Source organism: Actinomadura sp. NPDC048955, from assembly GCF_040649435.1.
GTDB lineage: Bacteria > Actinomycetota > Actinomycetes > Streptosporangiales > Streptosporangiaceae > Spirillospora > Spirillospora luteofluorescens.
Map to the genome: position 1 here is coordinate 164,875 of NZ_JBEZJI010000005.1, position 14,536 is coordinate 179,410.

A 14,536-nucleotide genomic window follows, 5' to 3' on the forward strand; every position below is an offset into this window, starting at 1 on the left:
GCTCTGAATCCCCGTGGTGGCTGGTTCTCAATCGCTGTGGCGGTCAGCAGGGTTCCCTCGATCCCCGCTGAAGTCAGCTGGTTGGTTGCTGGGTCTATCCAAAGTTAGCTTTAACTTTTCAAGATCCGCTATCAGATAATCTACTACAAAACTATCTCTTTTCATATAATATTCTATGAGATGAATCTCATTAAGATATAATCTTTGTAGACAATCTTGCTTGAGTCTATTGTGTATATATACATGTCATCTAATAGATTTTCTCAATCAAGATAGATGAGATGTAGGCCACTGAGGCGGGGCGCTCGAGAGTGTTTCCTGGGCCGGGCTTGTCTCGGGTGTGGTGAACTCTCAACCGAGTGATGCGGTTTCCCTAAGCCTGCGGTTCCGGTGTACATTGCCTATGGTTTCGCCTTCCCCCAGGGACTCTTCCAGCCCTGGTTAGCGGATCTTGCTTGAACAAATCGCACCTGCCAAGAACGAAAGGAGCCCCCTATGACGGGGCCCGTATTGCTGTTGCCTGGGGTTCTCGTGATCCTGGCCTACTTCTCCTTGATCGCCTTCGTCGTCTGGGTTCTGCGGCCGCAGAACGCCCAGCCGCGTCCGCTCGTCAAGGTCATCGTGGCTCTGTCCGTTGTGATGGGCGCGTTGCCGCCGATCGTCTATGGCTTGTACTGGATCTACTCGGTCTCCCAGGTCTAGCGCCCGCGCGGAACGGGAGCATCCCCACGGCGGAACGCCGTGGGGATGCTTGTCTGTTAGCTAGTGCAGGTCCAGGTTGCCGGCGACCGAGGTTCGAGTTCGGGGCCCGTTGGAACCGCTGGCCCGGGCGTCGATCCTGGCGGCCGGTTGACCCAAACCTAGTGCTAGAAATCAGCGGCACTCCCAGAGCGCTCCCAGAATCGGACATCTCGAAGAGGGAGCGTGGCGAAGGACGCGGAAAAGCCCTGGTCATCTTCGTGATGACCAGGGCTTTTCGCTGGGGTGAGTGAGGGGACTTGAACCCCCGACATCTTGGACCACAACCAAGTGCTCTGCCAGCTGAGCTACACCCACCGTGGCCGGGATCGCTCCCGGCTCCCAGTAGTGTAGCGGCTTCTTCGGGGTGGGTCAGCCGGAGGCGACCTGGGAGGCGATGGCGCGGGCCGTGTCGGAGTCGGGGCCGGGCTGCGGGACGAAGACGGCGGCGCGGTAGTAGCGCAGTTCCTGGATGCTCTCGGTGATGTCGGCGAGGGCGCGGTGGCCGCCCTTCTTCTCGGGGCTGGCGAAGTAGACGCGCGGGTACCAGCGCCGGGCCAGCTCCTTGATCGAGGAGACGTCCACCATGCGGTAGTGCAGGTGGGAGTCGAGGGCCGGCATGTCGCGGGCGAGGAACGAGCGGTCGGTCGCGATGGAGTTGCCGCACAGGGGGGCCTTCTTGGCGTCCTTCACGTGGCCCTTGATGTACTTGAGGACGATGTCCTCGGCCTCGGCGAGGGTGACGCCGCCGGGGAGCGCTTCCAGCAGGCCCGACGTGGTGTGCATGTCGCGGACGACCTTGGTCATCTGGGTGATCGACTCCGGCGGCGGTTTGATGATCACGTCGACGCCCTCGTCGAGGATGTTGAGCTCGCTGTCGGTGACCAGGGCGGCTATCTCGATGAGCGCGTCCTCACGCAGGTCGAGTCCCGTCATCTCGCAGTCGATCCAGACCAGCCGCTCGTTCATGCACTCACCCTACGGCCATGAACGACTGCGCGGGGCCGCGCGGGCGATCGAATTAGGAGGTCACACGCCGGGCGATATGTCCGGGGATGGGGATGCCGGGGCGCAGGAGGGGGTCGGGGTCCGGCGCGCCGAAGGTCCGGGTCACGGGCAGGACGCCGGCCCAGACGTCGAGGGCGTAGTCCTCTTCCTCGTCGCCGGGCGGGCCCTGCCGGACCTTCACGGACGCCTCGTCCAGGGAGAGCGCCAGGACGGAGACGCCTGCGAGTTCCTTGCGGTTGGGCTGGCGGGCCACGTCCCACTGGCCCGGGGTGAGTTGCTCGGTGATGACGCGGAGACCGGTCGTCTTCTCTTCTGGGTCGTCGACGAGGCGGGGCGTCCCGAAGACGATGGCGCTGCGGTAGTTGATGGAGTGGTGGAACAGGGAGCGGGCCAGGACGAGGCCGTCCAGATGGGTGACGGTGACGCAGACGTCCTGGGACGGCCCTGCCCTGAGGCTGCTCGCCCCGGTGGATCCGTGCAGGTAGAGGGTGTCGTCCAGGCGGCCGTAGCCGGTGGGGATGACGCGGGGTGAGCCGTCCACGATGACGCCGAGGTGGCAGATGATGCCGTCGTCAAGGATCTCGTACAGGACGGAACGGTCGGTGCTGGAGCGTTCCGGAAGGCGGCCGAGACGGGTGCGGGCGGTTGAGGAGAGCGGGTTCATGTCCGTTTACGCTAGGAGGCGAGTGGCCTGGCGGGTATGGCCACTTGACGCGTATAGCAGGTGACCACTTTGTCGATCGATCTGCCTCTTTCCGTGGAGCGGGACGCTCAGCGGCCGATGAGCGCGCAGCTCGTGGCGCAGTTGCGCGCCGCCATGGGGGAGGGACGGCTAGCCGCGGGCGAGCGGCTTCCGTCCAGTAGGGCCCTTGCCGGTCTGCTCGGTGTCAGCCGTACTGTTGTGACGGAGGCGTACGAGCAGCTCTATGCGGAGGGCTGGTTGGAAGGGCGGCATGGGTCCGGCACGTATGTGACCGAGGGTGTCGCCGCCGCGCCTATGCCGAGGCCACAGCTGGAGACGAAACCGGCGCAGAGGGCCGCGGCCCCTGAGGAGATCGACCTGAGGCCCGGTCTTGCCTGGATCGGGGCACTGGACACACCCGCATGGCGCAGGGCATGGCGGCTCGCTGCGGGGATGCCGCCGCAGCAGCGCCAAGACCCGCACGGTCTGCTCGGCCTACGGGAGGCACTCGCCGACTACATCAGGCGTAGTCGCGGCGTGACCTGTCCCTTGGACGGCCTTCTCATCACGCGTGGAGCGACGAACGGTCTCGATCTGCTTGCCGCGACCGTCCTTCGCCCTGGGGACCGGGTGGGTGTGGAAGAACCCGGCTATGGCAGAGCGCGTGCGGTCCTGAGAGGACGTGGCGCCGAACTCGTCCCCTGCCCTGTGGACGAGCACGGCCTCGTCGTCGATGCTCTGCCCGACGACCTGCGCATCGTCTACACGACGCCGTCGCACCAGTTTCCGATGGGCGGCGTGCTGCCCGTCCCGCGCAGGCAGGCCCTGCTGGCATGGGCGAGGCGCAACGGGGCGCTCATCGCGGAAGACGACTACGACGGTGAGTTCCGCTACGACGTCGCGCCACTGCCGGCGCTCTACGGACTGGACCCGGACGTCGTCGTCTACCTGGGCACGACCGCCAAGATCCTCACCGCGGACATGGGCGTCGGCTGGCTGGGAGGCCGGCCCGACCTGGTGGCGGAGGTGGCGCTCCGGAGGGAGGAGCTGAACGACCGCACCGCCGTGGTGCCGCAGGACGCGCTGAGACTCCTCCTGGAACGGGGTGACCTGGACAGATACGTCCGCCGGATGCGCGGGGAGTACGCGCGGCGCCGCGAGGTGGTGGTGCAGGCGCTGGACGGCCTGCCCCTGCGCGGCGACACGGCCGGCCTGCACCTCGTGGTGGACGTCCCGGAGGCGGCGGCCGCGCGCGCCGCGGGCGAGGCGGCCCGGCGCGGCGTCGTGGTGGAGACGCTGGAGCGCCACCACATGGGCCCGGTGCGCGCCTCGGGCCTGGTGATCGGCTACGGCTCCGCCGCGACCCTGGCCGAGCTGCGCAAGGGGTGCGAGATCGTCCGGACGCTCGCCGGGTAGCGCGTCAGTTGGACAGGGGGCCGACCGGGACGGGCTCCGACGCGGGCTGCAGCGGTCCGGGGCGCGCGGGCGCCGCGTCGCTCGGCGCCGGACGGACGGTCTCGGGCGTGCGGGACCGCGGCGGGACCAGCCGGGGGCCGGTGGGGGTGCCGGGAAGGCGGGGCTTCGGAATGGGGGCGACCGGGGTGTCGGGCCCTGTGATGCGCCGGATGTCGATCCCGCCGGGGTCGGGACGGTCCAGGAGCGGCACCTGGGACGCGCCGTAGTGCCCGCCGCGCGCCCAGTCCCTGCGGCTGCGCTGCGCGTGGTAGGACTGCGGCGACGGCAGCGGGGGGCCGGCGGGCCAGCGCCGCGCGACGCCCCACGCGTCCAGCCACTGGACGATCGCCTCGACGCCGGTGAGCGGCGAACCGGTGAACGGCGACCGCGACTGGCCGACCACCATGATCTGCGCGCAGACGCGGCCCTCCCTCCCGAGGGCGCCGCCGAGCAGCCGGGCCGCGCGGGTGATGGGCAGGAGCTGGACGATCTCGCCGGTGCCCGGGTGCCACACCAGGTGGGCCGGGCGGTTCTCCTTCAGCAGGTCGGCGGCCACCGAGCGCGCGGAGACCCGGTGCGGGTCGTGCTCCTCGGCGCACCAGACGACACGGGGAGCACCTCCCCGCAACGCTCCGCCATCGTTCGGTGCCGGTATGCGGCCGGCTCTTGGCAGCCATGCGTCTGCCACGGTGCGTCCCCCCCAATCGGGCGGTTTGACCCCCGAGTGGTCTCAGTTACTTCTCTTAGCCCAGCGAGACTCATAAGTCCAGCTCGCCGCCTCGTGGCGGGATGGCGGCTGACGTCCGGTCGACCGGGTTCGTTCCGGTTCCTTCGGCTGTGGCGGCAGACGGGCACCCCGCGTGTCCGAGCATTCCACCTTGTGTCACCTTTTTCCTCCCGGGGGTTCGGTCGAGTTGCTCACCCTGGGCGGAAGAGAGGCTGAGGCTCCCCGCGTTCGCGCAGGTCAGGGCCGAGTCTGAAAATCGGATTACCGCCGGCTGGAAGTCGGCCGGAAGTGGCCGGGGCACCACGGGCGGCGCGGCGGTACGGGGGTGGGGTTCACGGCCCTGGCCGAGCCGCGTTCTAATAGGGCCTCATGACCGTTGACGCAGAACTGCCCGCCGGGGTGCCCGGCATCGACGTCCCCCGGCTGGCGGCCTGGCTGGCCCGTGAGCTGCCCGGATCGGGACGGATCAGCGCGATCGACCTGATCGCGGGCGGGCGGTCGAACCTCACGTACGGCATCACCCTGGACGGCGGCCGCCGCGTCGTGCTGCGCCGGCCGCCGCTCGGCCACGTCCTGCCGACGGCGCACGACATGGGCCGCGAGTACCGCGTGCTGTCGGCCCTCGGCCGCGGGACGGCGGTGCCGGTGCCGGCGATGCTGGCCTTCTGCGACGACGAGGACGTCATCGGCGCCCGCTTCTACCTCATGGACTTCGTCGAGGGGCGCGTCCTGCGCACCCGGGAGGACGCCGCCGACATCACCCCCGAGCAGGCGCGCGGCCTCAGCGACGCGCTGGCCGAGGCGCTCGCCGCGATCCACACGGTCGACGTGGAGGCCGTCGGGCTGGGGGACTTCGGGCGCCCGAGCGGCTACATGGAGCGCCAGCTCAAGCGCTGGGGCAAGCAGTGGGACAGCTCGCAGGAGGCCGTCCGCGCGACCGGCGCCACCCGTGACCTGCCGGAGTACGACCGGCTCGTCGCGCGGCTGGCCGAGAGGCTGCCGGCCGACGCCCCGGCCCGGCTGGTCCACGGCGACTTCCGGCTCGACAACGCGCTGGCCCGGCTGGAGCCGCGCCCGGAGATCGCGGCCGTCGTCGACTGGGAGATGTCGACGCTCGGCGACCCGCTGTCGGACCTCGGGCTGACGCTCGTCTACTGGGCGGAGGCGGCCGACGCCGAGCAGCTCCCGGTGGGCGCCACGATCACCTCCGCGCCCGGCTTCCTCACGCGCCGCGAGTTCGCCGGCCGGTACGCGGAGCTGACCGGCTTCGACCTCGCCGACCTCGACTTCTACGTCGCGTTCGCGTGCTTCAAGCTCGCGGTCATCCTGGAGGGCATCCACGCCCGCTACCTGCAGAACGCGACGGTCGGCGAGGGCTTCGACCAGATCGGCGGCGGCGTGCCGCTGTTGCTGGAGCGCGCCCACAGCACGCTCGACGCGGGCTCGGTCTGGTAGGCGCCCCGCTCAGCAGCGGTAGGTGACCCTCGCCGAGGCGCCGGAGGAGAACGACACCGTCCCGGTCTGGCTGCCCCAGCAGAATCCGGAGGCGCGCGACACCTGCACGCCGCCGCTCCGCCCCGCGTCGAGGTGGCCGGAGCCGCCCGCCCTGACGGGCCCGGACGTGCCGGTCACCTGCCAGTTCACGTAGCCGCCCACGGCGGTGACCGTGACGGTGCAGGAGTCGTTCCTGCCCATGTCGCAGCCGCTCACCGACAGGGTGCCCGGCTTGGGCGGCCGCGGCGCGCTGGTCGTGGGCGGCGCCGGCGGCCTGCTCGTCGTCGGGGGCTTCGACGCGCTCTTGGACGCCGTCGGCGACGGCGACTTCGACGGCGACTTCGACTCGGTCGGGGACGCCGTCGGCGACGTCGGGGACGACGGGTCGGTCGGGATCGGCTCCGGCGGGGCCGAAGAGCCGGGCGGGGTGCTGCCGCCGGGGGTCACGGGGCTGGTCGCCGCCGCGTTCGACCGGTCGTCCCCGCCGCCCAGCCACGCCATCCCGCCGGCGAGCAGCACCAGGACGCCGACGCCCACCGCGACGGCGGCGAGCAGCGGCCCGCGCCGGCGTCCGGGCGCGCGGTCCCGGGCGCGCGGGGCGGTCGGCTGGTAGGGGAGCGGCCAGCCGTACTCGTCGAACGGCTCGGTCCAGGCGGCGATGGCGCGGCGGTTCCCGGCCCGGTCCTCGGCGGTCGCGGCGGTCAGCACGTCCAGCCGCAGGTCGGCGGGGATCGCCGCGATCGGCAGCACCGACAGCAGCCGGTCCGGCGGCAGCGGCGGCGTCTCCCGCGCCCCGCACACCGGGCAGTTCTCCACGTGCCGGACGAGCGCCGTCGAGGTCTGCGGGGACAGCGGCCACGACTCGGTCAGCGCCGCGACGCTCGGGCAGTCCTTCCAGTGGTTCTGCGCGATGAGGGACGCGTGCAGCGCGGCGGCGAGGTCCTCGCGGGCCTTCTGCGCCAGGGCGAGCGTCTCCTCCAGCGGCATGCCGAAGATGCCGGACAGGTCCACCTCGTCGAGCTCGTGGCGGACCGACAGGTCGATGGCCTCGCGCTGCCGCCCGTTGAGCGCGGCGAGCGCGCTGTGCGCGAGCAGCCGGCGCTCCTCGCGGCGGGCGAGCTGCTCCTGCGTCAACTCGTCCTCGGCCTCCGGGGCCTCCTGCCCGGTGTGCCGGTTCGGGCTGTCGCGGCGCCGCATGCACTCCTTGCGGGCGATCGCGTACAGCCAGCCGCGCAGCCGCGCCGGCTCGGTGAGCCGGTCCACGTGCTCGCGGGCGCTGATGACGACGTTGCGCAGGGCCCCCGACGCCTCGACGCGGTCGCGCAGCAGGCCGTGGCAGTAGTCGTAGAGGAACGGCGCGTAGGTGTCGTAGACCTCGGTCAGCGCGATGACGTCCCCGGCTCGCAGCGAGTCCGCCAGCCTGAGGTCGTCATTCTGCGCGGCCCCTGGCTCACCGGCCACGGGATCCCTCCCAGTCGAAATCGGTGTTCACGATCTGCCCCCGACGAGTCCCGACGCGCGTCGGCCGACTCAGGTTGCCTGATCTTGCCACCAAGTTGCTGGAATTTCTCCCATATGGGTGGATTTAAGTGACGAATCCGGTACGCCCCGTGGCCGTATCGCCTTGTGGGACGCCCCTCCCGCCATGCAAGTGATCTAGGTCACTTCCACGCTCAGCCGGGGCCCTGGCCGCCGTCCTCCGGCTGGCAGGACAGCGTCACGGTGCGCACGTCCCCGGTGGAGAAGCTGACCGTCCCGGAGCCGCCGGGCGGGGTGCAGGTGCCGCTGACGCGGGCGTAGCCGGCCTGGCCGCTGCGCAGCGTGCCGCCGCCGCTGGCGCTGAGCCCGCCGGACGCGCCCGTGACCGACCAGGTGGCCGTCCCGCCGACGGCCCGCACGGTGATGGTGCAGCTCCCCGGGCCCGGGCCCTGGATGGTGCAGGTGCCGATCGACAGCCGTCCGGGCTTCGGCTGGGTACGGGTCGCGGTCGGACGGGGCGTGCGCGACGGCGTGCGCGTTCTCGTCGGGGTCGGCGTCGGCGAGGTGGTCGTCGGCGTCGGGGTGGCCGACCGCGTGGGCGTCGGAGTGTCGGACGGCTCCTGCGACTCCTCGGGGGAGGACGGCGAGACGGTGGACGCCGACGTCGTGTCCGAGGGCCCCTGCGCCGCCGTCGGCTTGCCGGACGAGCCGGACATCAGGTAGTACGCCGCGGCGACGACCACGATGACGGCGGCGGCCGCGGCCAGCGCGGCCCACACCCCGCGCTGGCCGCCGCCTCCTCCGGGCGCGGCGCGCACGGGCTCCTGTTCGACCATGGAGGGCCAGCCCCAGTCGTCGAACGGCTCGGCCGCGTGCGCGACGGCGTCGCGGTCGGGCGCCAGCGCCGGGTCGGTGGCGGTCGCCATGACGAGCCCGCGCAGGTCGTTCGGCATCATCGCGACCGGCAGCACCTGCATGAGCCGCGCCGCCGAGACGCTGCGGTCGCACCGGGGGCCGCAGACGCCGCACGACCGGATGTGGTGGACGAGCCTGTCCACGACCGGCGGCGGGAGCGGCCATCCGGCGTCGTCGGCGATCGCCGCGGCCTCGGGGCAGTCGTCGCGTCCCAGCCGGGCGATGTAGGCGGCGGCGAGGGAGTCGTCCAGGAAGGCGCGGGCCTCGGCGGTCAGCTCCGCCGCCCGCCCCGCGTCCATGCCGAGGACGCCGCCGATCTCGTCGGCGTCCAGGCCGTGCCGCAGCATGAGGTCGAGCGACTCGCGCTCGCGTCCGCGCAGGCCGGAGAGGGCGGCGTGGACGAGCCGCCGGGCCTCCTGGCGCCGGGCGAGCTCCGCGTCGTCCAGGAAGCCGTCCTCGACCTCGGGCGCCTCGTGGCGCTGGGCGGGACGGTCCGGGCCGCGCAGCCGCCGCATGCACTCGTTGCGGACGAGCGCGTACGCCCAGCCGCGGAAGCGGTCGGGTTCGCGCAGGCGGGGCACGTGCGCGTAGGCGGCGATGAGCGCGTCGTGGAGCGCGCCCGCCGCCTGGTCCTGGTCGCGCAGCAGTGCGTGGCAGTAGTCGTACAGGCGGGCCGCGTAGCGGTCCATCACCTGGATGAGGGCGCTTGGATCGCCTGCCGCCAGCGTCCGCGCCAGACGCTCGTCGTCGGCGCGGTCGAGACTGGGCCAACCGGACACGAAGTCCTCCCGCGGGCTGTGCTGGGAATCCACGTCCGGGGCGTCCGGGACGCCGGGGACGGGCTGGAAGATCTCAGAGGGAGCGGTTCGCTCTCCCGGCCCCGGGTCGGTCGTCCGACCGGCGGCCGCCTCCCCGTCACGGGCCAGGGAGGGAAGAAGGTCGGAGGCCCGACGGCCCCGCTCCCCGTCGGGCCTCCACATAGATTGACGGCCGAATCCGGCGCCCGGTTGACATGGATTTCAGGGAAAAATCAAGAACTACCTGACGCATCCGGAAGATCACCGAGTGGTGATCACTGGATCCGGCGGGAGAGCATCTTCAGAAAGATCTTGGAGATCTCGCCGGGCGTCATGGCGATCTGCACGTTGCCGTTCGTCGCCTCGGCGATCTGCTCCAGCTCACCGCGGTCCACGCCCTTGCCGAAACCGATCATGTTCACCTGGATCGGCTTGTTCGGGTCCTGCATGTCCTTCAGCTGCTTCAGCGTGTCCTGCAGCGACGGGCCGTCCGGATCGTCGTTCTTGCCGTCGGTGAGCAGCAGGATCGAGTTGCCGAACTCCGGCTTGTAGGAGTCGTTCATGCTCTTGTACGCGGCCAGCATCGTCCGGTAGAGGCCGGTGTCGCCGTCCGGCTTCGGCTTCATCTGGTTCAGCGTGGACAGGACGAGGCCGCGCCGCGTGTTGGACCCGATCCGGTCGCCGAGGGCGCCGACCGGCACCGTCTCCTTGTAGGGCGTCTTGCCGTTCATGTTCGTCGAGAACAGCCACTGGCCGAGCTCGGTGTCGTTGGACATCATGCTGAGCCCGCCCTGCGACACCTGCGCGATGGCCTGGAGGCGGTTGACGTTCGGCCCGACCTTCTCGGCCATCGACCCGGACACGTCGATCAGCGTCAGCATGCGCAGGCCGAGCGACAGCTTCGACCACGCCTGCATGACCTTCGCGACGTCCTCGCTCTTCGGCGCGGGCAGCTGCCGCGGCCGGGCCGGGCTGACGCCGGCCGCCTCGCCGAACCCGGGCGGTGCCTTGCCGTCGGTCGCCCGGAACCCGGCGTCGAGGACGTCCTTGCGGGTCGCCTCGGTCCGCATCGCCTGTTCGAGCAGGCGGGCGGCCTTCCGCTGGGCGTCGCCCTTGGCGGTGACGGTGAACGGGTAGTCCATCGACAGCGTGCCCTCGATGGGGTACAGCGCGACGGCGGGCTCGGCGGGCCTGCTCCGGTTGTAGGAGTAGAGCGACTGCTCCGACGACAGCGAGATGGGCTGCTTGCCGGTGCGGTCCTTGCGGAAGTGCTCGAACTCCGCCTTGACGTTGGGGACGGTGCTCTCCCGGACGGTCCGGACGATGCCGGTGAAGATCGAGTCGCGGTTCGGGTCGTTCGCCAGCAGCGTGCTCGTGACCATCAGCGAGCCCATGCCCGCGGCGTTCCTCATCGGGTCGGGCACGACGAGCCGCACCGACCCCGCCGGGATCATCTGGTTCTTGGTGACGGCGCCGCCCGCGACGCCGCCCGCGGCCTTCAGCAGGTTGTCCCACGACGGGCTGGCGGTGATGCCCTGCTTCTTCAGGTCCAGCGCGAGCGTCCGCGGCAGCCCCACAACGATGGGGCTCGTCGCGAGCGAGGTCTTGGTGGACACGACGCCGCTCTTGTCGCCGCCGTCGCCCTCGGTCCGCGCCAGCGAGATCCACAGGGACGAGTCGGGGATCCACACGTCCGGCCGGTCGTTCGCCACGGCCTGCCCGGACAGCAGCGTCGTCACCGCGGAGGGCTCGACCCTCTTCACCGTCGCCTTGACGCACTTGCCGTCGACCTTGTGCTTGCCGTCGTTGAACCGTCCGGCGGCCTTCTCCACGACCGGCGCGATGTCGAGGGCGGACGCCACGGAGAGGTTCATCGCGTCGTCCCCGGAGCAGCCGCCGCCGCTCTCGGCGAACGCGTAGACGCCCACGCCGAGCAGCACGGCCAGGCCCACGGCACCGGCCATCGGCCCGATCAGTGCGGTCGCGCTGCGCTTGCGCCTGCGGCGCCCGTACTCGTAGCCGCCTGAGCCGCTGCCGTAACCCCCCGAGCCGCCGGAGCCGCCCGAACCACCGGAACCGCCTCCGTACCCGCCGGAGTCGCCCGGACCTCCGGAGCCGCCGAAGAACCCGGCCTGGCCGCCGTCCGACCTGCTGATGGCGTCGTACTCGCTGTACCCCGTCCCGGCCAGCGGCGAGGACGCGGGGGGAGGCCCCTGCGGGGACGCGGTCCTCGGCTCCTCGCCGTACCGGGCCTGCCCGTAGACCGGCTCCTCGGACGAGGTGCGGGGCGTGAACCACTCGGGCGTCTCGCCGGACGCGCCCGGCGCCATGCCGGGCGGGGCGCCCTGCGGGCCCGCCTGGGGCTGGGCGAGCGGCTGGCCCTGACCGTCCCGTCCTCCGAACCAGTCGGACGACCCGTCGTTGGCCGGGCCGAAGACGGGGGTCGACGGGTCGTACCCGCCTTCGCCCGTCCCTTCGGGGAAGTCATTGCGATGACGTCCGCTCACGGCTGCCCTCGATTCACCTGAAACCCGCCAATGTTCCCCGGCACTGTAGTAGTACGCCCCAGAGGTTACAAAGGACTCAAAACTGATGATGACGCAGGTCATGAGCGTGAGCCCCGACGAACCTGGCAGCGCGCGCGGCCGCCGAGCCCAGCGGTCGGAGGGGTAAGAGCGTACGCGAATCCCTCTCTAGAACCGGATTCAGAAGCCTCCCGCGGCCGGATCCGGCCGCCGCGCGGCCCGGGCACCGGGCGCCCGGCGGCAGACTTGGGAGATGGCCAGCCTGATCCCCGTCTCCGACCCCGCCGACCCGCGCCTCGCGGACTACGTCCGCCTCCGCGACGTCAACCTCCGCAAGAGCCTGGAGGCCGAGCACGGGCTGTTCGTCGCCGAGGGGGAGAAGGTGATCCGCCGCGCGGTCGGCGCCGGCCACCCCGTCCGCTCGCTGCTGACGTCCCCCCGCTGGACCGGGCCGCTGGCCGACCTGCTGGACGGCGTGGACGCCCCCGCCTACCTGGTCGACGACGCCACCATGGAATCGATCACAGGCTTCCAGGTGCACCGCGGCGCCCTGGCCTCCCTGGAGCGCCTCCCGCTCCCGTCCGTCGACGCCGTCCTCGCCACGGCGCGCCGCGTCGTCCTCTGCGAGGACATCGTCGACCACACCAACGTGGGCGCCATCTACCGGTGCGCGGCCGCGCTGGGGATCGACGCGATCGTCCTGTCGCCGCGGTGCGCCGACCCCCTCTACCGGCGCGCGGTCAAGGTCTCGATGGGCGCGGTCTTCGCGATCCCCTACGCCCGCATGACCAACTGGCACGACGACCTCGGCAAGCTGCGGGCGGCGGGGTTCGCCCTCCTGGCCCTCACCCCCGACCAGTCGGTGACACCGCTGGACGAGGTGCCCATCGGCGACCGCGCCGCGCTCATGCTCGGCTCGGAGGGGGACGGCCTGTCCTCCCACTGGCTGGACGAGGCCGACGAGCGCGTGTGCATCCCCATGAGCGCGCAGGCCATGGCCAACGGGGTCGACTCACTGAACGTCACCGCGGCCGCCGCGATCGCCTGCCACGCCCTGATGCGCTAGCGGGACCGTCCGAAGGCCGGAAGCGAAAGGTGCGGCCCTCCCACGCTGCCAGCGCAGGAGGGCCGCACCCGGACGGTCGGTTGTGGACGGTCAGCGGAAGGTCGCGCTGTGGATGTCCACCGGGTTGGCGGCCTGGCCGGTGGCCACGCCGTAGACGGCCACGAAGGCCGAGCCGGTCGAGACCAGGCCGGTGTAGTCACCGAGCATGCGGCCCGAGCTCGTCGACGGCACCGTGCGCGCGTCGAACGGGCCCTCGATGTGCCGCTCGCGCCAGGACCCGGGCTTCGCGCAGTCCGCCGCGCAGGTCACGGCCCAGAAGTCGGTGGGGAGGGTGGCGGCGGACGTGTTGTTCCGGAAGTCGTAGTAGGTGACCGCCACGGTGCCGCCGGGGGACACGGCGATCGCCGGGACCGCGGCCGAGCCGGTGGGCGTCCTGTCGACCCGGACCGGGGCCGACCAGGTCTTCCCGTTGTCCGCGGACCGCGCGTACGCGACGTGGAAGGTGCCGTCGGCGTCCTGGCTCTGCCAGACCGCGTTCACCGTCCTGCCGCCCGGCTGGGCCGCCAGCAGCGGGAGCGTCGCGTTGCGCACCGGGTCGCCCGAGCCGTCGGGGTCGGGGATCTTGGTGCCCACGGCGAACGGCGCCGCCACGTTCAGGGTCGGCGCGGACCACGTGTCGCCGCCGTCGGTCGAGCGGACGACCTGCGTGGCCGCGGTGGTGTTGGTCTCGTGGTGCATGCCGATCAGCAGCGTCCCGTCGGCCATGGGGACCAGCTCGGTGCCGATGACGCCGCTGTTGGCCGGGAAGTCGTACACCTTCTTCGTGGTCCAGGTGCGCCCGTCGTCGGTCGACTTCGCCAGGTAGACCGGCTGCACCCAGTCACCGTTCGCCTGGGTGTCGACCCGGTCCCACACCGCGTAGACCGTGCCCGGGTGGTACGGGTCGGCGGTGATCGCCGGACGGTCGTTGAAGAACCGCGGGTCGTCGTCGCGCTGCAGGGTCACCGGGGCGCCCCAGTGCCCGCCGCCGTCGCCGGACCGCGACACCAGGATCGCCGTCGTCTCGCCGGTGCGCGAGAGCGAGAACGACGCGGCCACCGCGGCGCCGGACGGCGTCATCGTGACCCAGTGGTCCGTCGTGACGTCGTAGTCCCCGCCGTTCGCGGCGGTACCGCCATCGCACCGGGAGAACGCGGGCTGGTCCGCCGACGGGCGCCAGGTCGCGCCGTAGTCGTCGGACACCGCGCTGGCGGTCCCGTTGCCGCCGTACCGGTTCCACCTGTCCTGCTGGTACATCGTGACGAGGTGCCACGGCCGCTTCGGATCGCGCGCCACCATGGGCTGGACCTCGGTGTTCGGGTTCAGGACGTAGCCGTCACCCTCGGGCAGCCCGCAACCCGGCGGGAGCGAGCTGGTGCCCGACACCGGCACCACGCCGGCGGGACCGGATCCGTCCGCCGAGGCGGACTGGACCGCGAAGGTGAAGGCGAACACGGTGGCCGCCGCGACCATGGCCGACCTGGAACGTCGTTTCAACGTGCCTTCCTCATCCTCGATGGGGGGTCTTGCGGGGGACGCCGCCGCCTCGCGGGCGGCGCGTTCCCGGCAGGCGCCGAACAGCACGGCCGACAGTACAGCTCAAGATCGTCT

General features: G+C 71.4%; 11 protein-coding genes and 1 tRNA gene. 4 read left to right on the forward strand and 8 right to left on the reverse strand.

Going from position 1 to position 14,536, the window contains the following annotated elements; genetic code table 11:
• Window positions 1-495 precede the first annotated feature (495 nt).
• Window positions 496-702, forward strand: a complete 207-nt coding sequence (locus tag AB0C84_RS07705) for a hypothetical protein (protein ID WP_361062394.1) — start codon at window positions 496-498, stop codon at window positions 700-702.
• Window positions 703-980: 278 nt separating this feature from the next.
• Here the strand turns inward: AB0C84_RS07705 and AB0C84_RS07710 are convergent.
• The 3 genes from AB0C84_RS07710 to AB0C84_RS07720 all read right to left on the reverse strand — a co-directional run bounded on the left by AB0C84_RS07710 (window position 981) and on the right by AB0C84_RS07720 (window position 2,410).
• Window positions 981-1,056 (reverse strand) — tRNA-His (locus AB0C84_RS07710).
• A 54-nt stretch (window positions 1,057-1,110) separates the two neighbouring features.
• A complete protein-coding gene (gene orn, locus AB0C84_RS07715) occupies window positions 1,111-1,707 on the reverse strand; it encodes an oligoribonuclease (RefSeq protein ID WP_361062397.1) in 597 nt (198 codons plus the stop codon).
• Window positions 1,708-1,759: 52 nt separating this feature from the next.
• A complete protein-coding gene (locus AB0C84_RS07720) occupies window positions 1,760-2,410 on the reverse strand; it encodes a pyridoxamine 5'-phosphate oxidase family protein (protein ID WP_361062400.1) in 651 nt (216 codons plus the stop codon).
• Between the two features lie 117 nt (window positions 2,411-2,527).
• Between AB0C84_RS07720 and AB0C84_RS07725 the strand changes: the two genes are divergently transcribed.
• Entirely contained in the window at window positions 2,528-3,844 is a 1,317-nt protein-coding gene (locus AB0C84_RS07725; RefSeq protein ID WP_361062403.1) for a PLP-dependent aminotransferase family protein, read from the forward strand.
• Window positions 3,845-3,848: 4 nt separating this feature from the next.
• On the opposite strand, the gene AB0C84_RS07730 is transcribed toward AB0C84_RS07725, so the two are convergent.
• Window positions 3,849-4,511 carry a hypothetical protein gene (locus AB0C84_RS07730; protein WP_361062406.1) on the reverse strand — a complete coding sequence of 221 codons (663 nt, stop codon included), beginning with the start codon at window positions 4,509-4,511 and terminating at the stop codon, window positions 3,849-3,851.
• A 468-nt stretch (window positions 4,512-4,979) separates the two neighbouring features.
• Between AB0C84_RS07730 and AB0C84_RS07735 the strand changes: the two genes are divergently transcribed.
• The gene (locus AB0C84_RS07735; RefSeq protein ID WP_361062409.1) at window positions 4,980-6,065 is read left to right on the forward strand and encodes a phosphotransferase family protein; all 1,086 of its coding nucleotides are present in this window, start codon (window positions 4,980-4,982) and stop codon (window positions 6,063-6,065) included.
• Window positions 6,066-6,074: 9 nt separating this feature from the next.
• Here the strand turns inward: AB0C84_RS07735 and AB0C84_RS07740 are convergent, their stop codons facing one another.
• The 3 genes from AB0C84_RS07740 to AB0C84_RS07750 all read right to left on the reverse strand — a co-directional run bounded on the left by AB0C84_RS07740 (window position 6,075) and on the right by AB0C84_RS07750 (window position 11,802).
• A complete protein-coding gene (locus AB0C84_RS07740) occupies window positions 6,075-7,565 on the reverse strand; it encodes a sigma-70 family RNA polymerase sigma factor (protein WP_361062412.1) in 1,491 nt (496 codons plus the stop codon).
• A gap of 212 nt (window positions 7,566-7,777) precedes the next feature.
• Window positions 7,778-9,277, reverse strand: a complete 1,500-nt coding sequence (locus tag AB0C84_RS07745) for a sigma-70 family RNA polymerase sigma factor (RefSeq protein WP_361062415.1) — start codon at window positions 9,275-9,277, stop codon at window positions 7,778-7,780.
• A 293-nt stretch (window positions 9,278-9,570) separates the two neighbouring features.
• Window positions 9,571-11,802 carry a substrate-binding domain-containing protein gene (locus AB0C84_RS07750; RefSeq protein ID WP_361062418.1) on the reverse strand — a complete coding sequence of 744 codons (2,232 nt, stop codon included), beginning with the start codon at window positions 11,800-11,802 and terminating at the stop codon, window positions 9,571-9,573.
• A 271-nt stretch (window positions 11,803-12,073) separates the two neighbouring features.
• Between AB0C84_RS07750 and AB0C84_RS07755 the strand changes: the two genes are divergently transcribed.
• Window positions 12,074-12,886 carry an RNA methyltransferase gene (locus AB0C84_RS07755; protein WP_361062421.1) on the forward strand — a complete coding sequence of 271 codons (813 nt, stop codon included), beginning with the start codon at window positions 12,074-12,076 and terminating at the stop codon, window positions 12,884-12,886.
• A gap of 90 nt (window positions 12,887-12,976) precedes the next feature.
• Here AB0C84_RS07755 and AB0C84_RS07760 read toward each other — a convergent pair whose 3' ends face one another.
• Window positions 12,977-14,422, reverse strand: coding sequence for a sialidase family protein (locus AB0C84_RS07760; RefSeq protein ID WP_361062424.1), 1,446 nt, complete (start codon window positions 14,420-14,422; stop codon window positions 12,977-12,979).
• Between the last annotated feature and the right edge of the window lie 114 nt (window positions 14,423-14,536).

Coding starts and splice junctions, on each gene's coding strand:
- AB0C84_RS07705 (WP_361062394.1), top strand. CDS start 496: ATGACGGGGCCCGTATTGCTGTTGCCTGGGGTTCTCGTGATCCTGGCC.
- orn (WP_361062397.1), bottom strand. CDS start 1,707: ATGAACGAGCGGCTGGTCTGGATCGACTGCGAGATGACGGGACTCGAC.
- AB0C84_RS07720 (WP_361062400.1), bottom strand. CDS start 2,410: ATGAACCCGCTCTCCTCAACCGCCCGCACCCGTCTCGGCCGCCTTCCG.
- AB0C84_RS07725 (WP_361062403.1), top strand. CDS start 2,528: ATGAGCGCGCAGCTCGTGGCGCAGTTGCGCGCCGCCATGGGGGAGGGA.
- AB0C84_RS07735 (WP_361062409.1), top strand. CDS start 4,980: ATGACCGTTGACGCAGAACTGCCCGCCGGGGTGCCCGGCATCGACGTC.
- AB0C84_RS07755 (WP_361062421.1), top strand. CDS start 12,074: ATGGCCAGCCTGATCCCCGTCTCCGACCCCGCCGACCCGCGCCTCGCG.